Source organism: Ruegeria sediminis, assembly GCF_005938215.1.
Classification (GTDB): Bacteria; Pseudomonadota; Alphaproteobacteria; order Rhodobacterales; family Rhodobacteraceae; genus Ruegeria; species Ruegeria sediminis.
Genome location: NZ_VCPD01000001.1, coordinates 486,829 through 508,567 on the forward strand (window position 1 = coordinate 486,829; position 21,739 = coordinate 508,567).

At 66.0% G+C, this 21,739-nt stretch carries 19 protein-coding genes; 12 read left to right on the top strand and 7 right to left on the bottom strand.

What is annotated here, in order from left to right; genetic code table 11:
* Positions 1-18: 18 nt before the first annotated feature.
* The 5 genes from FGK63_RS02535 to FGK63_RS02555 all read left to right on the top strand — a co-directional run bounded on the left by FGK63_RS02535 (position 19) and on the right by FGK63_RS02555 (position 4,337).
* The gene (locus FGK63_RS02535; RefSeq protein ID WP_138840026.1) at positions 19-1,101 is read left to right on the top strand and encodes an ABC transporter permease; all 1,083 of its coding nucleotides are present in this window, start codon (positions 19-21) and stop codon (positions 1,099-1,101) included.
* Between the two features lie 3 nt (positions 1,102-1,104).
* Positions 1,105-2,025 carry an ABC transporter permease gene (locus tag FGK63_RS02540; RefSeq protein ID WP_138840027.1) on the top strand — a complete coding sequence of 307 codons (921 nt, stop codon included), beginning with the start codon at positions 1,105-1,107 and terminating at the stop codon, positions 2,023-2,025.
* Positions 2,026-2,063: 38 nt separating this feature from the next.
* Entirely contained in the window at positions 2,064-3,137 is a 1,074-nt protein-coding gene (locus tag FGK63_RS02545) for a BMP family ABC transporter substrate-binding protein (RefSeq protein WP_138840028.1), read from the top strand.
* 418 nt (positions 3,138-3,555) lie between these two features.
* A complete protein-coding gene (locus FGK63_RS02550) occupies positions 3,556-3,783 on the top strand; it encodes a YjhX family toxin (protein ID WP_342777305.1) in 228 nt (75 codons plus the stop codon).
* 14 nt (positions 3,784-3,797) lie between these two features.
* Positions 3,798-4,337: a GNAT family N-acetyltransferase gene (locus tag FGK63_RS02555; RefSeq protein ID WP_138840030.1), complete on the top strand. Its 540-nt coding sequence runs from the start codon at positions 3,798-3,800 to the stop codon at positions 4,335-4,337.
* Between the two features lie 274 nt (positions 4,338-4,611).
* Here FGK63_RS02555 and FGK63_RS02560 read toward each other — a convergent pair whose 3' ends face one another.
* Positions 4,612-6,717, bottom strand: coding sequence for an amidohydrolase family protein (locus FGK63_RS02560; RefSeq protein ID WP_138840031.1), 2,106 nt, complete (start codon positions 6,715-6,717; stop codon positions 4,612-4,614).
* Between the two features lie 289 nt (positions 6,718-7,006).
* Here FGK63_RS02560 and FGK63_RS02565 point away from each other — a divergent pair, with 289 nt between their 5' ends.
* From FGK63_RS02565 to FGK63_RS02585, 5 genes are all read left to right on the top strand, one after another.
* Entirely contained in the window at positions 7,007-7,945 is a 939-nt protein-coding gene (locus FGK63_RS02565; RefSeq protein ID WP_138840032.1) for an aldo/keto reductase, read from the top strand.
* A complete protein-coding gene (locus tag FGK63_RS02570) occupies positions 7,942-9,015 on the top strand; it encodes an NAD(P)/FAD-dependent oxidoreductase (RefSeq protein ID WP_138840033.1) in 1,074 nt (357 codons plus the stop codon). Before FGK63_RS02565 ends, FGK63_RS02570 begins: the two co-directional genes overlap by 4 nt.
* Positions 9,012-9,665: a DUF938 domain-containing protein gene (locus FGK63_RS02575; RefSeq protein ID WP_138840034.1), complete on the top strand. Its 654-nt coding sequence runs from the start codon at positions 9,012-9,014 to the stop codon at positions 9,663-9,665. Before FGK63_RS02570 ends, FGK63_RS02575 begins: the two co-directional genes overlap by 4 nt.
* Before the next feature lie 73 nt (positions 9,666-9,738).
* Positions 9,739-10,077, top strand: a complete 339-nt coding sequence (locus FGK63_RS02580) for a carboxymuconolactone decarboxylase family protein (protein ID WP_138840035.1) — start codon at positions 9,739-9,741, stop codon at positions 10,075-10,077.
* Positions 10,078-10,108: 31 nt separating this feature from the next.
* Positions 10,109-10,546, top strand: a complete 438-nt coding sequence (locus FGK63_RS02585; RefSeq protein ID WP_138840036.1) for an EF-hand domain-containing protein — start codon at positions 10,109-10,111, stop codon at positions 10,544-10,546.
* A 42-nt stretch (positions 10,547-10,588) separates the two neighbouring features.
* Here FGK63_RS02585 and FGK63_RS02590 read toward each other — a convergent pair whose 3' ends face one another.
* The 5 genes from FGK63_RS02590 to FGK63_RS02610 form a co-directional block, all read right to left on the bottom strand.
* On the bottom strand, positions 10,589-13,096 hold the full coding sequence (locus tag FGK63_RS02590) for a GcvT family protein (RefSeq protein WP_138840037.1): 2,508 nt from the start codon (positions 13,094-13,096) through the stop codon (positions 10,589-10,591).
* Positions 13,097-13,236: 140 nt separating this feature from the next.
* Positions 13,237-14,559 (bottom strand): hypothetical protein, encoded by a 1,323-nt coding sequence (locus FGK63_RS02595; RefSeq protein ID WP_138840038.1) that lies wholly within the window; start codon positions 14,557-14,559, stop codon positions 13,237-13,239.
* An 80-nt stretch (positions 14,560-14,639) separates the two neighbouring features.
* Positions 14,640-16,067 carry an FAD-binding oxidoreductase gene (locus FGK63_RS02600; RefSeq protein WP_138840039.1) on the bottom strand — a complete coding sequence of 476 codons (1,428 nt, stop codon included), beginning with the start codon at positions 16,065-16,067 and terminating at the stop codon, positions 14,640-14,642.
* Between the two features lie 93 nt (positions 16,068-16,160).
* On the bottom strand, positions 16,161-17,954 hold the full coding sequence (ggt, locus tag FGK63_RS02605; RefSeq protein ID WP_138840437.1) for a gamma-glutamyltransferase: 1,794 nt from the start codon (positions 17,952-17,954) through the stop codon (positions 16,161-16,163).
* A 90-nt stretch (positions 17,955-18,044) separates the two neighbouring features.
* A complete protein-coding gene (locus FGK63_RS02610; RefSeq protein ID WP_138840040.1) occupies positions 18,045-19,031 on the bottom strand; it encodes a 2-hydroxyacid dehydrogenase in 987 nt (328 codons plus the stop codon).
* A gap of 172 nt (positions 19,032-19,203) precedes the next feature.
* Between FGK63_RS02610 and FGK63_RS02615 the strand changes: the two genes are divergently transcribed.
* Complete coding sequence (locus FGK63_RS02615) at positions 19,204-19,692, top strand: SH3 domain-containing protein (RefSeq protein WP_425471832.1); 489 nt, start codon at positions 19,204-19,206, stop codon at positions 19,690-19,692.
* An 11-nt stretch (positions 19,693-19,703) separates the two neighbouring features.
* On the opposite strand, the gene FGK63_RS02620 is transcribed toward FGK63_RS02615, so the two are convergent.
* Positions 19,704-20,612 carry a haloalkane dehalogenase gene (locus FGK63_RS02620; protein ID WP_138840041.1) on the bottom strand — a complete coding sequence of 303 codons (909 nt, stop codon included), beginning with the start codon at positions 20,610-20,612 and terminating at the stop codon, positions 19,704-19,706.
* A gap of 87 nt (positions 20,613-20,699) precedes the next feature.
* Here FGK63_RS02620 and FGK63_RS02625 point away from each other — a divergent pair, with 87 nt between their 5' ends.
* Positions 20,700-21,692, top strand: coding sequence for an NADPH:quinone reductase (locus tag FGK63_RS02625; RefSeq protein ID WP_138840042.1), 993 nt, complete (start codon positions 20,700-20,702; stop codon positions 21,690-21,692).
* Positions 21,693-21,739 lie beyond the last annotated feature (47 nt).

Consider the following 21,739-nt stretch of genomic DNA (forward strand, 5'->3'; position numbering starts at 1 on the left):
AACGGGAGGCGCGCGCGGATGATCGTGCTTGAGAAAAGGCCGCAGCCGTCGCGGGCGTGGTCGATGTCCACGCCGTTGGTGGCGGTGCTGGCGACGATGTTCTTCGGGGGGCTGCTGTTCGCCGCCCTGGGCAAGAATCCGGTCGAGGCCATCGAAACCATCTTCTGGGAACCGCTGTTCGGCGAGTTCGCGTTTTATTACCGCCCGCAGCTGCTGGTCAAAGGCGCGCCGCTGGTGCTGATCGCCATCGGCCTGAGCCTGGGGTTCCGGGCCGGGATCTGGAACATCGGTGCCGAGGGGCAGTACATCATGGGCGCCATCTGCGGCGCCGGCGCCGGGCTGGCCTTCTATCCCGTCGAGGGGTGGTTCATATTCCCGATCATGGTGATCGCCGGCGCGCTGGGCGGCTGGGCCTGGGCGATGATCCCGGCGCTGCTGAAGGTGCGGTTCGGCACCAACGAGATCCTCGTTTCGCTGATGCTGGTCTATGTGGCGGAACAGCTTCTGGCCTCGGTCTCGCTGGGGCTGCTGAAGAACCCCGAAGGCTTCGGCTTTCCCGGGTCGCGCAACCTGCAGAGCTATGCCAGCGCCCACAATGCCGAACTGTTCGAGGGAACCGGAATGCACTGGGGCGTCGTCGGAGCCCTGATCGCGGTGATTTTCGCCTATGTCCTGCTCAACCGGCACATGCTGGGCTTTCACATCCGGCTGACCGGCGAGGCGCCGCGGGCGGCGAAGTTCGCCGGCGTCAACCCGGCGCGGCTGATCCTGTTCTGTCTCGGCCTGTCCGGGGCGCTGGCGGGGCTGGCGGGGCTGTTCGAGGTGTCCGGCCCGTCGGGCGTGGTCAGCATCGACTTCAACGTGGGCTACGGCTTTACCGCGATCATCGTGGCCTTCCTGGGCCGGCTGCACCCTGTCGGCATCCTGCTGGCGGGCGGGCTGATGGCGCTGACCTACATCGGCGGCGAGATCGCCCAGTCGCAGCTGGGCCTGCCCGCCGCCGCGATACAGGTGTTCCAGGGAATGCTGCTGTTCTTCCTGCTCGCGCTGGACCTTCTGACCAACTACCGCATCCGTGCGGCCCGCAAAGAGGTGGCCTGATCCATGGACCTGACCGAAATCAATCCCGTCCTGCTGGTGGCCTCGCTGATGGTGGCCGCAACCCCGCTGCTGCTGGCCGCGATCGGCGAACTGGTGGTGGAGAAGTCGGGGGTTCTGAACCTCGGCGTCGAAGGCATGATGATCGTCGGCGCGATCAGCGGCTTTGCCGTCTCGGTCGAAACCGGCTCGCCCTGGCTGGGCTTCGTGGCGGCCGCGGTGGGCGGCGCGCTGTTGTCGCTGCTGTTCGTGGTGCTGACCCAGGTGGCGCTGGCCAACCAGGTCGCGAGCGGCCTGGCGCTGACGCTGTTCGGCCTGGGGCTGAGCGCGCTGCTGGGGCAGAGCTATGTCGGCATCAAGCCGCCCAGCATGGCTGAGCTGAACATCCCCGGCATCAGCGACCTGCCGGTGATCGGCCCGATCCTGTTCGGCCACGATCCGATCCTATACCTGGGCATCGCGCTGACGGCGGCGGTATGGGCGGTGCTGAAATTCACCCGCGCCGGCCTGATCCTGCGGGCGGTGGGCGAAAACCACGACGCCGCGCACGCGCTGGGGTACAAGGTGGTGCGGATCCGCTGCCTGGCCATCCTGTTCGGCGGCGCCTGCGCAGGGCTGGGCGGGGCCTATATCAGCCTGATCCGGGTGCCGCAGTGGACCGAGGGCATGACCGCCGGTGTCGGCTGGATCGCCCTGGCGCTGGTGGTCTTCGCCAGCTGGAAGCCGTGGCGCGTGCTGCTGGGCGCCTATCTTTTCGGCGGGGTCACCGTCGTCCAGCTGAACCTGCAGGCGGCGGGCGTTGCCATCCCGGTCGAGTATCTGGCAATGTCGCCCTATCTCATCACGATCCTTGTGCTTGTGATCCTTTCGGCCGACAAGAGCAGGGCGCCTGCTTCGCTGGGCCGGATATTCCACGCCTCTCACTGACAAGAGGGGCATATCGTACCAACTTGGGGAGTAACCTGATGAAATTCACTTCACTTCTGGCAACTGCCGCGATGGCGATCGGTCTGGCGACCGGCGCCGTCGCGCAGGACAAGACCAAGGTCGGCTTCGTCTATGTCGGCCCGGTGGGCGACGGCGGCTGGACCTACGAGCACGACAAGGGCCGGCAGGCCGTCGAGGCGCATTTCGGCGACAAGGTCGAGACCGTTTTCGTTGAATCCGTACCCGAAGGCCCTGACGCCGAGCGCGTCATGACCCAGATGGCGCTGGAAGGCGCCGACCTGATCTTTACCACCTCGTTCGGCTACATGGACCCGACCATCAACGTGGCCAAGAAATTCCCGGACGTGAAGTTCGAGCACGCCACCGGCTACAAGACCGCCGACAACGTGTCGGTCTACTCAGCCCGCTTCTACGAGGGCCGCGCGGTCCAGGGCCACATCGCCGGTAAGATGACCAAGTCGAACATCGTCGGCTATATCGGCTCGTACCCGATCCCCGAAGTGATCCGCGGCATCAACTCGGCCTTCATCCACGCGCGCAAGGTGAACCCGGATGTCGAGTTCAAGATCGTCTGGGCCTACACCTGGTTCGATCCGGCGAAAGAGGCCGACGCGGCCACCGTGCTGATCGAACAGGGCGCGGACGTGATCCTGCAGCACACCGACTCGACCGCGCCGCAGGCGGCCGCGCAGAAGGCGGGCAACGTGATCACCTTTGGCCAGGCGTCGGACATGAGCGAATACGCTCCGCTGCCGCGCGTCAGCTCGATCATCGACAACTGGGCCCCCTATTACATCGCGCGCACGCAGGCGGTGATGGACGGTTCCTGGGAAAGCGCGAACACCTGGGACGGGATCGGCCCCGGCATGGTCGAGATCGGCGAGATCTCGGACGCGGTTCCGGCCGAGCTGAAGGCCGAGGCGCTGGCGCTTAAGGACGCCATCGCGTCGGGCGAGTACCACCCCTTCACCGGCCCGCTGAACAAGCAGGACGGCAGCGCCTGGCTGGCCGAGGGTGAGGTTGCCGACGATGGCACGCTGGCGGGCATGAACTTTTACGTCGAAGGGATCGAAGGCGAGATCCCGCAGTAAGACCGAGCCATACGAATGCGAAGGGGCCCGCCATGTTTGCGGGCCCTTTTTTGTTGCGTCCGGGGAGCAGCGGCGGAGGTGACCGGGGGGGCTGGGTATTGGCGGGGGCAGAAATGCCCTTGGAAGCACGGGTGTGAGCGTCCGCTTTCGCAACACAGGCCCAGAAATCCGAACAGCAAAGGTTTCGCGGCTTGAATCCGATCATTTGAAGGGCTAACTGGGCTCCGGCAGGAGGCATGAGCCTCGTGCAACGGAGATTTTATGCAAGAGACCCGGGCATAAGCCCGTTCCCGATCCAACGACAAGGGAACGCCAGAACCAGAAGGACACTCACGCGCGACGCTGAGTGACCCTGCTTTCTGTACTCTCATGAAATCGAGACACTCCGTTGAATATATCAAAGCACGAACAGCGTGTTTTGCATGAACTCGCCCTTGGTGGAGCCATCCACCACGAAAGGTGCGAGCGCGGCAAGATACGCGCCATCACCTGTTTCACACGAGACGGTCACGTCCTCTCGGACTGCACCCTCGACGTGTTTCTGCGCCTGAGAAAACGGCGCTTCATCCTCTCGCGGAACGGCCAGCCCTACCGCGCATCGCGGCAGGGCATCAAGGCCGTGCGCGCGCAACTGAACCAAAGATAGAAAGGGGCCAAATCATGGACTTCACGACCAGCTACACAGACCGAATGAGCGAAATCATCGATCTCTTCAGATCAACTTTCACGAGCTCCGAGGGCGCCGAAGAAGGCGAGCTGATCGGCAATCTGGTGGCGGAGATGTTCGCAACGGTCGATGCGGCTGACATCACCGTCATTTCGGCCCTTGAAGGCAACGCGATTGCCGGGACGATCATCTTCACGCGCATGAGCTATCCGGAGGACGAGCGCACCGTCTTCATTCTGTCGCCAATGGCCGTGGCTACGACCCGACAGGGCAAGGGGCTTGGACAGAAGTTGTTGAGCTTCGGCTTGAACACGCTGCGGGATGACGGTGTGGACGTTGCGCTGACCTATGGCGATATCAGCTTCTACTCCAAGGTTGGGTTCGCCCGGATCACGGAAACCGTCGCCCAGCCGCCTTTGCCTCTGAAGTATCCCGAAGGTTGGCTGGGGCAATCGCTGACGGGCGGACCGCTCGACCCGCTGCAGGGTCCGTCACGCTGCGTCGAGGCGCTTGACAACCCGGCCCTCTGGTGACCGTGGACGACACGACCAAAGGCATCCCGGCAGAACCCGGAGATGCCTTTTGTCAAAGCCGCCCCTCCAAGAATGATCGCGCCGCCCGAGGGCGGGAAGGCTGGGTCGTCGGATTGGGGCCCGCCTTGGTTGCGGGCCCATTTTTGGCGTCCGGGGTGCAGCGCCCCCAGCCAAGGGAAGCGCGGTTCGTTCTGGAGGCTGGTTGCGGGGGCCGGAAGCACCCGGCGCAGGAACCGCATGGATGTCCGTTTGTCTCCTGGCCCTGTGCCGTCCGCTATTCCGTGCGGTCGTCGGGTGTTGCAACGGATGCGGTGATGATCTGTCCCAACGTCCGCGCCACGCAGGCTCCGGAATGCGGTGCCTGGGCCAGAACCGATGGCGGAATGTGGCGGAATGCGCCGCCCGCCCCCTTCAGTTCGTGGGAAATCGTGAAAGTGCGCAGGAAGTCCGCGTAGGGATCGGAGCCGTCCTGGCGCGGGCGGTAATTCAGGCGCCCCTCGCGCACGCTCGCTTCATAGATGGTCTCGCCTCCCTTGATCGTCTCCAGAACGGTGATGCTGTCGAGCGTTTCCGGATCGACGGCGGTGGGATCATCCGACAGGATCACGAGATCGGCCACTTTGCCCGCCACCAGCGACCCTTTCCGGTCTTCTTCGAAATGCTGATAGGCTGGCCAGATCGTAAGAGATTTCAGCGCCGTGAGCACATCGACCCGGTGGGTAGGGCCAATGATGTCATTCGAGCGCGAGCGTCGCGTCACGGTCGCATCCAGAATGCGCATCGAATCGGGGAAAGCCACGGGGGCGTCGTGGTGGCTTGAGAACATCATGCCGCGCTCTCGCACCCATCCGGTCGGCGAGATATTGTCGGCGGCATCCGGGCCGACCGTGCGGTCGCGGTGCCAGTCGCCCCAGTAGAACGTGTGCATGGGAAAGAGCGACGGGAACACATCGAGCCGGTAATACGCATCCACCTGGTCTTCGCGCAGAAACTGGCCGTGGACAAGGACCGGACGGCGGTCAGCCGGCCCGTAGGTTTCGGTCGCCGTGTCGATGGCGGCGATGAGCATGTCGGACGCACCTTCGCCATTGGCATGTGTCAGTATCTGCACGCCGTTGGCAAAGGCCCAGTCGACTGCGTCGAACACCTGATCTCCGGAGGCGGAGGCATAACCCGAGTAATCCGCCCGGAACCCCTCGGGAGGGTTGAAATAGGGGCGATCCCGCAACGCGGTGAATCCCTGCGGCGAGCCGTCAATCGTCAGCTTCGCGCCCCCGACGCGAAAGCGGTCCGTATACTCGCGCGAGTGATTTTCCAGGATATAGTCACGGTTTACCAGAACATCCGGATAGGTGACCACGTCGATGTCCAGCCCTTCTTCGGTTGCCACCGCCTTCATCAGCTTGGCGACAGCCGGTGTGGAGCGGCCCTCTTGCGCAGTGGTGTATCCGAACGACGCGATCAGTTCGGTGCCTGCTCTGAAAATCGCCCGGTTGGCTTCCTTGTCCAATCCGCCGAGGAGTTCGCCAATCACAGCAAAGGCCGCGTTCTCTTCCAGCACGCCGTTCGGCTCGGTACTGCCTTCGCGTCGCCTGATCAGACCGCCCGCAGGGTCGGGCGTGTCGGCGGTAATCCCGGCCAGTTCCAGTGCCTTCGAATTTGCGACGCCCAGATGGCCTGACTGGTGAACCGCGTAAACGGGGATTTCGGTGGAAACGGCGTCCAGTTCGTCACGCGTCGGGTGGCGCTGTTCGGCAAGCTGGGCATCGTCGTAACCGAAGCCGAGGATCAGGCCAGCTGCGGCGACGCGATCGGGTTGGGCATCCGCAAAGTCGCGCAGGACCTGCTGCAGCGACGGAATATCGTTGACCGTCCCGTCCGGCGCAGGCAGCAGGTTCGCCGACAGCGCCTGAATACCGATCATGAACACATGCCCGTGGGCATCCACGAAACCGGGAATCATCGTGCGGCCCGAGAGATCAATAACCTCGGTCTGCGGCCCCCGAAAGGCCATGACGTCGTCCGTATCGCCGACACCGATGATCACACCGTCTTTCTCTGCCAGTGCCTCGGCCCGCATTGCGCCATCAACCATGGTCAGGATCGGACCACCCATCCAGATGCGATCCGCCTCTATTGCGGCGGCCTCGGTTGTGTTCGCCGCGGCATGTTGCTCGCGGAAGTAATCCCAGGCGTCGACCTCGGTGCCGTCCGCAAGCTTGCAGAACCCGCTCTGCCCTTCGGCGCCGTCCGCTATGGAATAGGTGCCGCCTTGATCGACGCAAAACGCTGCCGCCGGGTTCGGCGTTTCCGATGCAAGCGCGACGGATGCAAAAGCGGTCGAAATGAAACTGGCGATCATTGTCAGGGAACGAAGCATGTCGAGTAGCCTATCTGTTTGCGCAATTGGTGCTGCCTGGTGATCTTGTCGTTGCCGGGCAATCGGCTTGGCCAACGCCCGAATGGCATAAAGATATTCCAATACTTTCGTGGAAAGACCACTTGCGTGTCAACGACGCCGGCAAACAGGGCAAGAGACCGAGCCGGAAGCAGGAACCTCAAGGCGGAAGCTTGTTGAAACCGGGCAGACGCAAAGACCCGCCCCCGCCTGGATGATCGCCACGATCTTCGCCCTTTTCGCCGGGGATTTGCCGTGCGATTGTCCGCGCATGACTCGCCTTCTGACCAGCCCCGACGGAACCCCCGCAAGCCGCTTTGCCTTTGGCGCGATGCAGTTCGGCGGGCGGGCCGATGCCGGCCGGAGCCGGGCGATGTTTGATGCCTGCCGCGCGGCGGGCATCACGCATTTCGACACTGCGCATGTCTATACCGACGGCGCCTCGGAAACGCTGTTGGGCGGGATGATCGGCGCCGAGCGCGACGGCCTGCTGATCGCGACCAAGGCGGGGTACGTCGGAGGCGCGGGCGCGGCCAATATCAGGGCGCAGTTCGACGAGTCGCGCAGGCGGCTGGGGCTGGACATGGTGGACGTCCTCTACCTGCACCGCTTCGATCCGGACACAGACCTGGCCGAGACGATGGCCTGTTTCGCCGAGCTGAAACAGGCGGGCCGGATCCGCCATGTGGGCCTGTCCAACTTTGCGGCGTGGCAGGTGATGAAGGCGGTGGGCGTAGCGGCCGAGGTCGATCTGAGCATCGACGTCCTGCAGCCGATGTACAACCTGGTGAAGCGGCAGGCCGAGGTCGAGATCCTGCCCATGTGCGCGGATCAGGGCATCGCGGTGGCCGCCTATTCGCCGCTGGGCGGCGGGCTGCTGACCGGCAAGTACGCGCAGGGCGATCAGGGCCGGCTGGCCGAGGATGAACGGTACGCCACCCGCTATGGCGTGGGCTGGATGGCCGATGCGGCGCGGCGGCTGGCGGAACTGGCCGCGGAACTGGGCGTTCATCCGGCCACGCTGGCGGTGGCCTGGGTCGCGGCGAGCCCGTGGCGCCCGGCGCCGATCATCTCGGGGCGCAGCGCGGAACAGCTTGGACCTTCGCTGGCGGCGCTGTCCCTGGATATGTCGCCGGAGCTTTATGCGCGGATCACCGCGTTCAGCCAGACCCCGCCGCCGGCCACGGACCGGCTTGAGGAGCAGTCATGATCGATTTCCTGGTGATCGGCGGCGGCATCGCCGGCCTCAGCGCGGGCGCGCGGCTGTCGGCCCACGGCAAGGTGGTTGTGCTGGAGGCCGAGGAGGCGTTGGGATACCACGCCTCGGGCCGGTCGGCGGCGCTGTTCGAGGCGAATTACGGCCTGCCCGAGACGGTCGCGCTGAGCAAGGCCAGCGACGCGTACCACCGGAGCGCCAACGGCGGATACCTGAGCCCGCGCGGGCTGATGTTGGTGGCCGGACCCGACCAGAGGGCGGATTTCGAGGCGGATGTGACGGAGCTGGGGCTGGAGCCGATGCCGCTGGAGCAGGCGATCGGCCTTGTGCCGATCCTGAACCCAGAAACGGTGGGCTTTGCCGCCCATCACGAGGCCGCCTGGGATCTGGACACTGACCGGATGCTGCAGGATTTCGCCCGCGAGATCCGCGGCAATGGCGGTCAGGTGCTGACCCGGCGCCGGGTGACGTCGATCTCGGGGCCCGGGCCCTGGGTGGTCGAGGCCGGCGAGACCTTTGAGGCGCGAAGCGTCGTCAACGCGGCGGGCGCCTGGGCCGATCAGGTCGCGGAGATGGCCGGCGTCGGTCGGATCGGATTGACGCCCTGCCGCCGGTCGATGGCGCGGCTGCCGGCGCCGGGGGGGCATGACGTCTCGGGCTGGCCGATGATCCTGGGGGTGAACGAAAGCTGGTACGCCAAGCCCGATGCGGGCAAGCTGCTGGTTTCGCCCGCCGATGCCGAGCCGGTCGAGCCGCATGACGCCTGGGCGGACGACATGGTTCTGGCCGAGGGGCTGGCCCGGTACGAGGCGATGGTGACGGAACCCGTGACGCGGCTGGAGACCAGCTGGGCCGGGCTGCGCAGTTTCGCGCCCGACCGGCGGCTGGTGCTGGGGCCGGACCCGGCCACGCCCTCGTTCGTATGGTGCGCGGGTCAGGGCGGCTATGGGTTCCAGACCGCGCCGGCCGCCTCGCAACTGGTGGCCGATCTGGTTTGCGGCGCGGCGCCCGACCTGGACGCGGCCACGGTGGCGGCGCTGCGACCCGAGAGGCTGAGGCCATGAGCAAGCGGAGGCTGCCGCCGAGCGCGAGCGTCGCGGAACAGGGCGAAGGCGCCAGGCTGGTCGCGCCGGCGGCCAGCCGCAACCTGGGGCCGCTTTGCGACCTGCTGGCGCATGTGGCCCCGGCCGGCGGACGCGCGCTGGAACTGGCCAGCGGCACCGGCCAGCACGTCGCCGCCTTTGCCGAAAGGCTGCCGGATTTCGACTGGCAACCGACCGAGATCGACCCCGGGCGCCGGGCCAGCATCGACGCCTACGCCGGCAACCTGCCCAACGTGGCGCCGGCCATCGCGCTGGATGCGACCGAGCCGGAATGGGGAGCGCGGCATGGCGGTCAGGACCTGATCGTGCTGATCAACCTGCTGCACCTCGTCAGCCTGGCCGAGACCGAGACCCTCATCACCGAAACCGCCCGCGCGCTTGCGCCCGGCGGCCGCTTCGTCCTTTACGGCCCGTTCATGCGCGGCGGCGAACTGACCAGCGAGGGCGACGCCAGGTTCCACGCGACCCTGACCGCGCAGGACCCCGAGATCGGCTACAAGGACGATTTCGACACCATCGACCTGATGCAGGCGGCGGGGCTGGACATGGTCGAGATCGTCGAGATGCCCGCAAACAACCTTGCCCTGATCGCGGAAAAGCCCGCCACCTGATCAAGATCAAGGAGGCGGTCCGGAAACCCTTTACACATGCAAAGAACGTGATGTTTACGAAAGGGATATCGTCATGAGCTGGGAAGAGAAACTGTCCGCGACGCGATCGGGGTTGCGGAACCTGAACACCGCGATACCGGACACCGCCCGCGCCTTTGGCGGGCTGGGAAAGGCGGTCAAGGAAGGCGGGACGCTGGATTACAAGGTCAAGGAATTCGTGGCGCTCGGCATTTCCGTCGCGGTGCGGTGCGAGCCCTGCATCTCACTGCATATCGAAGCGCTGATCAAGGCGGGGGCCACCCGCGAAGAGGTCGCGGACGTTCTGGCCATGACGATACAGATGGGCGGCGGGCCGTCGATGATGTACGCCGCCAAGGCCCTTGAATGTTTCGACGAGCTTGCCGGATCCTGATCTTCGGATCCTGTCGCAAAGGAGTGCCATGATGCGATCTATCCTGCTTTGCACCGCGGTTTGGGCGGTGGCGTCCTCCGCGCTGGCGGACGGCCAAAAGGTGCCCGGCGCGCATTTCATCGAGAACTGGGACCTTGACGGCGACGGTCAGGTGACCGTGGCCGAAACCGCGAACAAGCGCGGCGAGATCTTCGCCATGTTCGACCAGAACGGCGATGGCGCGCTCGACCAGGGGGAATACGACCTGTTCGACGAGACGCGCCGCGCCGACATCGAAGCCAATGCCGGCGGAAGGAAGGGCCCGATGCAGGTGGTGGACGAGGCGATGGACCGCCGGTTCAACGACCTGGATGGCGACGGAGCCGTTTCCAGGGCGGAGTTCGACGAACAATCCGCGACGTTCTTCGGGATGATCGACCGGAATGGCGACGGCGTCGTCACCGGCGCGGATTTCAAGCCGCAAGGATGAAAAAAGGCCCCGCCGAGGCGGGGCCGTAGTGGCCGGAAGGGGTTATCCGTCCTTGCGGATAACCTCGTTCTTCGGGTCGTAGGGGCTGTCGCAGGTCACGACGGCGTCCCACAGCTGGTCCAGCATCTTGACCTTCAGTTTCGTGCCTTCGACCGCCAGTTCGGGCTTCACGTAGCCCATGCCGACGGATTTCTCGAAGGCCACCGAATAGCCGCCCGAGGTCAGGCGGCCGACTCGCTCGCCTTCGGGGGTGTAGAGCGCCTCGCGGCCCCAGGGATCGGCGTCCGACGGACCGTCGATCAGCAGGGTGCAGCATTTGACGCGCACGCCGGTCTCTTCCAGCCTGGCCTTGCCGTGGAACTCCTTCGACAGGTCCACGAAGCGCGGCAGGTCGGCCTCGAGCGGGGTCGCGTCGCGGCCCAGTTCGTTGCCGAAGGCGCGATAGGATTTCTCCTGGCGCAGCCAGTTCTGGGCGCGGGCGCCGACCAGCTTCATGCCGTGCTTCTCGCCGGCCTTTTCGAGCAGGTCGAACAGGTAGTTCTGCATCTCGATCGGGTGGTGCAGTTCCCAGCCCAGCTCGCCGGTATAGGCGACGCGGATGGCGTTGACCGGGCACATGCCCAGTTCGATCCGCTGGGCCGACAGCCACGGGAAACGCTTGTTGGACAGCGCGGTGTCCGGATCGGCGTCCTTGATCACCTCTTTCAGCACGTCGCGCGATTTCGGTCCGGCGATGGCGAAGACGCCCCACTGGGTGGTCACGTCCTGGATCTCGATATAGCCGAACTCCTCCATCTTGTCCTCTGCGGCCTTGCGCAGGAAGTCGGCGTCATATTCGGTCCAGGCGCCGGCGGAGACGAGGTAGTAGTTGTTCTCGCCGTTGCGCACGATGGTGTATTCGGTGCGGGTGGTGCCATGCGCGGTCAGCGCGTAGGTCAGGTTGATGCGGCCCACCTTGGGCAGCTTGTTGCAGGTGAACCAGTCGAGGAACTGGGTGGCGCCGGGGCCTTTGACCACGTGCTTGGTGAAGGCGGTCGCGTCGATCAGGCCGACGCCGTTGCGGATCGCCTTGGCCTCTTCGACGGCGTATTGCCACCAGCCGCCGCGGCGGAAGCTGCGGGCGTCATGGTCGAAGGTTTCGGGCGCATCGAGCGGGCCGTAGTAGTTCGGGCGTTCCCAGCCGTTGACCCAGCCGAATTGCGCGCCGCGCGCCTTTTGCCGGTCATAGGCCGGGGCGGTGCGCAGCGGGCGGCAGGCCGGGCGTTCCTCGTCCGGGTGGTGCAGGATGTAGACGTGATCGTAGCACTCTTCGTTCTTGCGCGCCGCGAATTCGGTGGTCATCCAGTTGGACGAATACCGCTTGGGGTCGAGCGAGGCCATGTCGATCTCGGCTTCGCCGTTCACCATCATCTGCGCCAAGTAGTAGCCGGTGCCGCCGGCGGCGGTGATGCCGAAGCTGAAGCCCTCGGCCAGCCACATGTTGCGCAGGCCCGGCGCCGGACCGACCAGCGGGTTGCCGTCGGGGGTGTAGCAGATCGGGCCGTTGAAATCGTCCTTGAGGCCGCTTTCCTCGCAGGAGGGGATGCGGTGGATCATCGCCATGTACTGGCTTTCGATCCGCTCGAGATCCAGCGGGAACAGGTCGGCGCGGAAGCTGTCCGGCACACCGTATTCGAAGCAGGCGGGCGCGTTCTTTTCATAGACGCCCAGGATCCAGCCGCCGCGTTCCTCGCGGACGTAGGATTGCGCGTCGGCGTCGCGCACCACGGGGTGCTCCTTGCCGCCGTTCTTGCGGTATTCGACCAGCGCCGGGTCCTGGTCCATGACGATGAACTGGTGTTCGACCGGGATCGCGGGGATCTTGATGCCCAGCATCTTCGCGGTGCGCTGCGCGTGGTTGCCGGAGGCGGTCACCACATGCTCGGCGGTGATGACGATCTGTTCGTCGGAAGGCACCAGGTTGCCGCCCTTTTCCACCATCTTCGAGCAGGTCACTTCCCAGTGGGTGCCCGTCCAGTTGAAGGCGTCGGCCTGCCATTTGCGCTCGATCATCACGCCGCGCTGGCGGGCGCCCTTGGCCATCGCCTGGGTCACGTCGGCGGGGTTAATGTAGCCGTCGGTGTTGTGGTAGAGCGCGCCCTTGAGGTCTTCGGTGCGGATGAGCGGCCAGCGTTCCTTGATCTGCTCGGGCGTCAGCCACTCGTAGGGCACGCCACAGGTCTCGGCGGTCGAGGCATAGAGCATGTATTCGTCCATGCGCGCGTCCGTCTGCGCCATGCGCAGGTTGCCGACCACGGCGAAACCGGCGTTCAGGCCGGTTTCCTCTTCCAGCGTTTTGTAGAAATCGACGGAATACTTGTGGATGTGGGTCGTCGCGTAGGACATGTTGAACAGCGGCAGGAGGCCCGCGGCGTGCCAGGTCGAGCCGCTGGTCAGCTCGTCCCGCTCGATCAGCATCACGTCTTCCCAACCCGCCTTGGCCAGGTGATAGGCGATCGAGGTGCCGATGGCGCCGCCGCCAACGACCAGTGCTTTGACTTGGGTTTTCATATCCGGGCATCTCCCCTTGAATTGAGTTGCCACCATATGGCGCATTCAGTTGGGGGGGCGCGCTATTCATCCGACCTGTGATGGGAAAAAAACGACCCGCGCCGGGACGCGGGTCGCGATAATCCGTCCAGTCCGGCGCTTCATCCGCCGCCGGTCGCGCATCTTTTGAGGATGCCCTGGACGCTGCATCCCTTGCCGTCGGCGGAAATGCCCTTGTTCACCCGGATCGCATCCTGTTTTCCGGCCCCGGCGACCTTGTCGGAGTTGGAAAAGAAGGATTTGACGGTTCCGAACAGGCCCGCCGCGCCCGCACCTGCCGCCGCTGCGGAACTGTCGGCGGGGGTCGCGTCGGACTTGGCGAAGAAGCCGCCCAGAAGGTTGCCGATTCCCGACTCGGTCTTGCGCATGTCGGCGTCCATCATGTCGGACAGGGCCTGCCGGTAACCGGTCTGGATCATGTCCTCCATCGTCTCGACACGGCCGCCGGTCAGGTCGAAGATACCCTCGGGCAGGCCGCGGCTTTGTGCGAATGTGTTGGCGATGAGCGAGGCCCCGTCGATGTTGTTCAGGCGGGTCTGGGCGACCTCGGCGCGAAGCCGGATGAACTCGGCATGGAGCTTGTTCATCCTGGCGGCGAGGTCCTGTTCCTGTTCGGGCTGGACGGCGACGCCGTTCCCGACCGTCGGCACGGGAATGCGGAGCAGCCCGTTCAGCGTGTCGTAGTCGAGCCGCGCCAGCAGATCGCGCACGTCCGCCTGCTCGGCGTCGGTGCGGAGCGTGATGCGCACTTCCTCGTCAAAGCCGATGATGCCGGAATAGGTGTGGAAACCGACCTCGCCCTTTTGGGCCGGGGTGGAGGTGACCAGCGCCCATTCCTGGCGATGGGCCTTGGGCGTGTCGAAATGGAGCCTTTCCACGAAAGCGACGCCGCCGATCACCCCCAGGGGGATTTCCTCGATGTCGCCGAAATCCAGCGCCGCGATGGTCTGTTCCACGGCCCCGGCCAGCGAGTTCGCGTTGGACCCGGAAACCAGATCGATCTCGAGCCAGGCGGTCTTGCCGTCCCGTTCGTAGACCCAGCCGCGCTTGTCGAGCTTTTCGGCCTGGATCGCGGCGTTCTGTTCGGCCATCTTGGTGACGAGCGCGCCTGGCGCCAGACCCGAGCCGGTGTCCTCGGCCACCGAAGCGGCGATGTCCCCGTCCAGAACGGATCTGCGCGCCCACGCATCCGCGGGTTCGGGCAGATAGGCCTTGCCCCCGGCGCGCCAGCGTTTCTGCCTGTCGCGTTCGGCCTGTTCCGCAGCCTTCCCGGCCTGGTAGAGATCGAAGCGGTCGGCGATGGCGTCGGCATAGCCGCGCAGGCTCAGTCTGTCTTCGGATTTCCTGTCCTGCTGATAGTAGTCGAGTCCAAGGAAAACCAACGCACAGATCACCAGAAACCCCAAACCACGCAAAATGCCCATAATCTTCTCCGGACGGAAAACTGCCTTTTGGCCCGTTTTCCACGGAACTCAGGCGCCCGTGTGGCAGAGTGTTGGCAAGTTTACGATTTCGAAACAGTCCCGGCGGTTGCGGGAAGGATCTTGCCGGGGTTCATGATGTTGTCGGGGTCCAGCGCCACCTTGATCGCCGCCATGTAGCGCGTGGCCGGGCCAAGTTCTTTTTCCAGATAGGGTTTCTTGCCCTGCCCGATCCCGTGCTCGCCGGTGCAGGTGCCCTCCATCGAGATGGCGGCGTCGTTCAGCCAGCCCACGAATTCCTCGGCCTTGGCGACCTCGTCCTCGTTTTCCATGTCGATCAGCAGAAGCGTGTGAAAGTTGCCGTCCCCCACGTGACCGACGATCGGCGCCAGCAGCCCCAGCTTGGCCGCCTTGTCCTGCGCCGCGGTCACGCATTCGGCCAGGCGCGAGATCGGCACGCAGACATCCGTGGAAATCCCCTTGGCCCCCGGCCGCAGCTGCAACGACGCCCAGTACATGTCGTGGCGCGCCTGCCAGAGCTTGCTGCGTTCTTCGGTCGAGGTGGTGGCCGCGAAATCGGTGCCGCCGAATTCCTCGGCGATCGTGCCGAAGGTTTCGGCCTGCTCGACGACCCCCGACTCGGAGCCGTGGAATTCCAGCAGCAGAAGCGGCGTATCGGGCAGTTCCAGCTTGGAATAGGCGTTGGCCGCCCTGACGGAGAGATCGTCCAGCAACTCGATCCGGGCGACGGGAACGCCGTATTGAATCGTCATCATCACCGCCCGGCAGGCGGCATCGACCGAGGGGAAGGAGCAGCGCGCCGAGCTTATCGCCTCGGGTATGCCCTGCAGGCGCAGGGTGATTTCGGTGATGATGCCCAGCGTGCCCTCGGCCCCGATCAGCAGCCGCGTCAGGTCGTAGCCCGCCGAGGATTTGCGCGCCCGCTTGCCGGTGCGGATGACCTGCCCGTCGGGCATGACCGCTTCGAGGCTGAGGATGTTGTCCTTCATCGTGCCGTAACGCACCGCGTTGGTGCCGGAGGCGCGCGTCGAGGCCATGCCGCCCAGCGAGGCGTTGGCGCCGGGATCGATGGGAAAGAACAGCCCCTTGTCGCGCAGATGGGTGTTCAGATCCTCGCGCGTGACGCCGGGCTGCACGACGCAATCCAGATCCTCGGCATTGACCGCGAGGACCCGGTTCATCTGGCTGAGGTCCACCGAAATTCCGCCGGCCGGCGCATTCACGTGCCCTTCGAGCGAGGTTCCGGTGCCGAAGGGAATGACCGGAACCTTGTGGGTCGCGCAGATCTTGACGATCTCGGACACTTCTTTGGTCGATTGCGGAAAGGCGACGGCGTCGGGCACCTGGTTGTCGATCCAGGTGGTGGTGTGTCCGTGCTGTTCGCGAATCGCGGCGCCGGTCTGCACGCGGTCGGCGTAACGCTGTTTCAGGATGCCGATGACCGTCTCGATTCCGGTTTCGTTGCGCGGCAGTGCCGTGGCCTGGACCATGTCTATCCTCCTTCCGGCCACCCGATGGAACCGGCGATATTGCGTCAGGCTAAAGGGCCGGGGAACTGCGGACAATACCCATGAAACGGTAGTTCACTCGCCCAGCGCGATCCCCTCGCGTCTTGGGTCTGCCGCCCCCCGCAGCCGGTCGCCGATTTCGATCGCGTGCAGTCCCGAGTTCAGGTCGCGGGATTCGACCTTGAAGCCCAGCGCGGTCAGCGCCTCGGAAAACCCGGTCGCGGTGGTGTCCTCCTCGACATCGTAGGTGCCGAACCGGTTGACCAGATGCGGCAGCGCCACGGCCTGCTGCACGTCGAAGCCCCAATCCGCCCAGGCGATGATCGACTTGGCGACATAGCCGATGATCCGGCTGCCGCCGGGCGAGCCGATCGCCAGAACCGGCTTGCCGTCCTTCATCACGATGGTGGGCGCCATCGACGACCGGGGCCGCTTGCCCGGCGCCAGCCGGTTGGCGATGGGAACGCCGTCCTCGTGGGTGCGGAACGAGAAATCGGTCAGTTCGTTGTTGAGCAGGAAGCCGTTCGTCATCAGCCGCGAGCCGAAGCCGTTTTCGATGGTCGTGGTCATCGACAGGACGTTGCCCTGCGCATCGGCGATCGAGATATGCGAGGTCGAAGGCAGTTCGATGGACCGGTCGTCGGCCCAGTTCAGCGCATGATCGAATTCGGGGTTGCCCGGCTCGACCTCGGGCAGCGCCGCGCCGGTGTTCAGCAGGCCGCGGCGCTGCGAAAGGTAGCCGGGATCGACCAGGCCCTTCGTCGGCACGGGCACGTAATCGCTGTCGGCCATGTAGCGGCCGCGGTCGGCGAAGGCGAGGCGCGAGGCGTCGCCGATCAGCCGCCACGCCTCGACGCTGTCGGGCCCTATCACCGACAGGTCAAAGCCGTCGAGCATCCCCAGGATCTGCCCGACGGTCAGCGCGCCGGACGAGGGCGGCCCCATGCCGCAGACCTGGTAGACGCGGTAGGCGGCGCAGACCGGTTCGCGTTCGATCACCTGGTACAGCGCGAGGTCCGCCCCCGACAGCACGCCCGGATTGCCGGGCGCCGTGCGCACCGTGTTGACGATGGCGGCGGCGATGTCGCCGCCGTAGAAGCCAGCCGAGCCTTCGCGGGCCAGAACCTGCAGGGTTTCGGCATAGGCCGGGTTCCGCAGCAGGTCGCCCTCGGCAATGGGCTTGCCGTCCGGCAGGAAATAGGCTGCGGTCGCGGGAAACCGCCCGAGCCGTTCGGCGTCGGCCTCGACCAGCCCGGCGAGACGGGGCGAAACGGTGAAACCCTCTTCCGCCAGCCGGATGGCGTCCTGGAACAGGTCGGGCCAGCGCGACCGGCCCCAGCGGCGATGCGCCTCTGCCAGCAGGGCCGGCGTGCCGGGGGTTCCGACCGAAAGGCCGCCGACCACGGCGTCAAAGAACCCAAGGGGTTCGCCGTTCTCGTCGTGGAACAGGGTCGGCGTCGCCGCGCGCGGCGCGGTTTCGCGAGCGTCCAGAGTGGTGAGGGTTTCGGTTTGCGCGTCGTACCAGACCAGAAACGCGCCCCCGCCCAGGCCGGAGGATTGCGGCTCGACCAGCCCCAGCACGGCCTGCACCGCGATCATGGCGTCGGCAGCGGTTCCACCGGCGCGCAGCACCTTCGCCCCGGCCTCGGCGGCCAGCGGGTTGGCTGCCGCGACCATCCAGGTGTCGGCCTCGACGGGTTTGCCCGCGGCCTTGGCCTCGAGCGCCGCCGCCACTTCGGCGGACCCGGCCTGGACCTGCCCGGCGGTCGATTGCTCGGGCGCGACGGCATCCGCCGTTTCCTGCGCCCAGGCAGGTGCCGCGCACACCAATGCCGCCATCAATGGTCCCGTCAGCCATCCCGGTCGCATCATTCCCTCTCCCGGCTTGCACCAATCCGGGGCGAGTCTGCCTGATTCCGGGACAAAAAAACACCCGGCCAGGGGCCGGGCGTCGTGGTGTCAGAGCATCGAGGGCACGACCTGATCGGGCGGGCGATGGCCGTCTTCGAAGGTCTTGATGTTGATGATGACCTTCTCGCCCATCTCGATCCGGCCTTCGAGCGTGGCGGACCCCATATGCGGCAGCAGCACCACGTTTGGCAGTTGCCGCAGGCGCGGGTTCACCTGCGTGCCGTGTTCGTAGACGTCAAGCCCCGCCCCCGCGATCTCGCCGGCGCGGATCATCCGGGTCAGCGCGTTCTCGTCGATCACCTCGCCGCGCGAGGTGTTCACGATCACCCCGGTCGGTTTCATCAGTTTCAGGCGGCGGGCGTTCATCAGGTGGAAGGTCGATGGCGTCGAGGGGCAGTTGACCGTGATCACGTCCATGCGCGCGATCATCTGGTCCAGGCTGTCCCAATAGGTCGCCTCGAGCTCGTCCTCGACCTCGGGACGCAGCCGGCGGCGGTTGTGATAATGCACCTGCATCCCGAAGGCGCGGGCGCGCCGCGCCACCGCCTGCCCGATCCGCCCCATCCCGAGGATGCCCAGGCGGCGGCCGCCGATCCGGCCGCCCAGAAGCGCGGTCGGCGCCCAGCCCGCCCAGTCGCCCTTTTGCATCACCGCCAGCCCCTCGGGGATTCGGCGGGTGACGGCAAGAATCAGCGCCATGGTCATGTCCGCCGTGTCGTCGGTCAGAACGCCCGGCGTGTTGGAGACGAGGATCCCGCGCTGCCGCGCGGTCGCCACGTCGATGTGATCGACCCCGGCCCCGTAATTGGCGATCAGCTTCAGCCGTTCGCCCGCCTGCCCCAGCAGACCGGCGTCGATGGAGTCGGTGAGCGTAGGGACGAGGATGTCCGCCTCCTTGACGGCCTCGACCAGTTCGGTTCGGGTCATTGGCGTGTCATCGTCACGCAGGCGCACGTTGAAAAGCTCGCTCAGGCGGGTTTCAACCGCCTCGGGCAACCGTCGCGTAACGACAACACTCAGACGTTCTCTTGGCACTTTGGCCCTCCCACTGCTTTGCAATCCGACGCGCGCCATGGCATCGTGGCGCAGGATCAGGCGGGGCACAAGAACCCCATGCTGAATTGACGCAGCCTTTTTTGAAAACCGGATCAACAGGCAAAAGAGCAGACACACAGTGAGGCAGTCGGTATCGGTGAAACGCCAGTGTCTGGCGCTCTATTCCTTGTTGTTTCTTGCCCTCAGCATCCCGGCGGCGAGCGCCGAGGAAAAGCGCGGCCAGGTCACCAACCTGCCCCTGCCCCGGTTCGTCTCGATGAAGGCCAACGAGGGCAACGTGCGGCGCGGGCCGTCGCTTACCCATCGAATCGACTGGGTCTTCAAGCGCCGCGACATGCCGCTGCAGATCACCGCCGAATACGGCAACTGGCGCAAGGTGCAAGACCGCGACGGCGCGGGCGGCTGGGTGCATTACGCGCTGCTGTCGGGGGTGCGCACGGTGCTGGTGGAACAGGACATGACGCCGATCTATCCGCGCCCGGATTCAAACTCGCCGGTGAACGCGCATTTCGAGAACGGCGTCGTCGCGCGCCTGGGAAGCTGCACCATCGACTGGTGCCGGATCTCCGCCGGGGGCTACAGCGGCTGGACGCCCAAGACGAACCTATGGGGCGTCGATCCGGAAGAGCTGCGCGACTGATCCGGCCCGGCTCAGGCCGTGCGCGCGATGAACTCGATCGTCAGGGCCGCCAGTTCCCCGCCCACGTCCTCCTGCAGGAAATGCCCGGCATTCGGCAGCACCACGTGCGGCTGGCCCGCGGCGCCGGGGCAGAGTTTCTGGAACACCCTGTCGATGCCCGCCATCACCCGGTCATCGGCGCCGAACGCGGTCAGGACCGGCGTATCGAGGCCGCGGATCACCTGCCAGGCCTGCCGGTTCGCCTCGGACGCCGGATCGTCCGGGCGGTCGGGCACCAGCATCGGGAACTGCCGCGCGCCGGCCTTGTAGCTTTCGTCCGGGAAGGGCGCGTCATAGGCCGCGACTTCGGCGTCGGTCAGCTTTGAGACGGTTCCGCCATGGACGATCCGGCCCGCCCGGAAATCGGGCACGTCCTGGCTGAAGGCGCGCCAGGAGGCGAACGCCTCGCCCATCGGCTGATCGCCGGTCGGCAGGGCGGTGTTCGCCACCACGATCCGGGCGAACCGCTCGGGCATTTCCGCCCAGAGCCGCAACCCGATCAGCCCGCCCCAGTCCTGGCAGAGCAGCGTGATGTTCCGCGGATCCAGCTTGCGCAGCAGCTCGCCCATCCAGAACACGTGCCGCTGATAGGTGTAGTCGCCGCGTTCGGCCGGCTTGTCGGATTTGCCGAACCCCACCAGGTCCGGCGCGATCACGCGGTGTCCGGCGGCCGTGAGGCGCGGGATCATGTGGCGGTAGAGATAGGACCAGGTCGGCTCGCCATGCATGGCCAGGACCGGCGCGGCCGCGCGCGGCCCCTCGTCAAGGTAATGGACGCGAAGGGCGCCGCCCTCGGTGTCGTCAACGTCAACGTAGTTGGGCGCGAAGGGATAATCCGCCAGCCCCTCGAACCGCGCATCCGGTGTCCGCAATACCTTCATGTCATGCCCTCCCCCTGGCGCGGACGAGCCTAGCATTCATCACGCAGCTCGCTAGGGTGAACGTGACGGCAGGAAAGGGAGAGCGGGATGAAGGCCATCACCTACAGCGCATTCGGACCGGCGGCGCAGGTTCTGCAACTGAGCGAACTTGAGGCGCCGCGGCCCGAACCGGGGGAGGTCCTGGTGGATCTGGCCTTTTCGGGCGTGAATCCTTCGGACGTCAAGGCCCGCGCCGGGGCGCGGCCGGGCGTCACCAAGCCGCCCTACCCCGTCATCGTTCCCCATAGCGACGGGTCAGGCGTGATCTCGGCTGTGGGCGAAGGCGTTTCCCCGGCGCGGATCGGCGAGCGCGTCTGGCTGTGGAACGGCCAGTGGCGACGCGCCTTCGGCACCGCCGCCGAACGGATCGCGCTGCCGTCGGAACAGGCGGTCGCCCTGCCCGGTTCGGTGTCGCTGGAAACCGGCGCCGTGTTGGGCATCCCCGGTCTGACGGCCTGCCACACGGTGTTCTCGGGCGGCGACATCGCCGGGCGGACGGTGCTGGTGCAGGGCGGTGCCGGGACCGTCGGCTACCTGGCGGTGCAGCTTGCGAAATGGGGCGGCGCCAGGGTGATCGCCACCGCCGGGGCCGGCAGCCTCGAGCGCGTGCGCGCCGCCGGGGCCGATGCCGCGCTGGACTACGCGGCCCCCGATCTGGCCGAACGGATTCTGGATGCCAACGGCGGCGCGCCGGTGGATCGAATCGTCGAGGTGGAATTCGGCGCGAACGCCCGGACCGATACGGCGGTCATCGCCGAAAACGGCCGCATCAACGCCTATGGCTCTGCCAGGGACATGACGCCGGTGCTGCCTTTCTATGCGCTGATGTTCAAGGCCGTGACGCTGGAGATGGCGCTGATCTATCTTCTGCCGGCCCCGCTGCGCCTGGCGGCCATCGAAAGACTGACACGCGCATTGGATAGCGGCGCTCTGGAATGCCCGGTGCAGTCGGTCCACGACCTGGCCGATTGCGCCGCCGCGCACGAGGCCGTGGAGGCCGGCGGACGCACCGGCGCGGTCCTGATCGCAACCGGCGCATGACGGCGCTGAAAAATGCGCGAGACGGTGCGATTTTTTTGCCGGGAGGG

Excerpts from the sequence above, each read along its gene's own strand:
- FGK63_RS02535 (WP_138840026.1), top strand. The coding sequence starts at position 19 with ATGATCGTGCTTGAGAAAAGGCCGCAGCCGTCGCGGGCGTGGTCGATG.
- FGK63_RS02540 (WP_138840027.1), top strand. The coding sequence starts at position 1,105 with ATGGACCTGACCGAAATCAATCCCGTCCTGCTGGTGGCCTCGCTGATG.
- FGK63_RS02545 (WP_138840028.1), top strand. The coding sequence starts at position 2,064 with ATGAAATTCACTTCACTTCTGGCAACTGCCGCGATGGCGATCGGTCTG.
- FGK63_RS02555 (WP_138840030.1), top strand. The coding sequence starts at position 3,798 with ATGGACTTCACGACCAGCTACACAGACCGAATGAGCGAAATCATCGAT.
- FGK63_RS02560 (WP_138840031.1), bottom strand. The coding sequence starts at position 6,717 with ATGCTTCGTTCCCTGACAATGATCGCCAGTTTCATTTCGACCGCTTTT.
- FGK63_RS02565 (WP_138840032.1), top strand. The coding sequence starts at position 7,007 with ATGACTCGCCTTCTGACCAGCCCCGACGGAACCCCCGCAAGCCGCTTT.
- FGK63_RS02570 (WP_138840033.1), top strand. The coding sequence starts at position 7,942 with ATGATCGATTTCCTGGTGATCGGCGGCGGCATCGCCGGCCTCAGCGCG.
- FGK63_RS02575 (WP_138840034.1), top strand. The coding sequence starts at position 9,012 with ATGAGCAAGCGGAGGCTGCCGCCGAGCGCGAGCGTCGCGGAACAGGGC.
- FGK63_RS02580 (WP_138840035.1), top strand. The coding sequence starts at position 9,739 with ATGAGCTGGGAAGAGAAACTGTCCGCGACGCGATCGGGGTTGCGGAAC.
- FGK63_RS02585 (WP_138840036.1), top strand. The coding sequence starts at position 10,109 with ATGCGATCTATCCTGCTTTGCACCGCGGTTTGGGCGGTGGCGTCCTCC.
- FGK63_RS02590 (WP_138840037.1), bottom strand. The coding sequence starts at position 13,096 with ATGAAAACCCAAGTCAAAGCACTGGTCGTTGGCGGCGGCGCCATCGGC.
- FGK63_RS02595 (WP_138840038.1), bottom strand. The coding sequence starts at position 14,559 with ATGGGCATTTTGCGTGGTTTGGGGTTTCTGGTGATCTGTGCGTTGGTT.
- FGK63_RS02600 (WP_138840039.1), bottom strand. The coding sequence starts at position 16,067 with ATGGTCCAGGCCACGGCACTGCCGCGCAACGAAACCGGAATCGAGACG.
- ggt (WP_138840437.1), bottom strand. The coding sequence starts at position 17,954 with ATGCGACCGGGATGGCTGACGGGACCATTGATGGCGGCATTGGTGTGC.
- FGK63_RS02620 (WP_138840041.1), bottom strand. The coding sequence starts at position 20,612 with ATGAAGGTATTGCGGACACCGGATGCGCGGTTCGAGGGGCTGGCGGAT.
- FGK63_RS02625 (WP_138840042.1), top strand. The coding sequence starts at position 20,700 with ATGAAGGCCATCACCTACAGCGCATTCGGACCGGCGGCGCAGGTTCTG.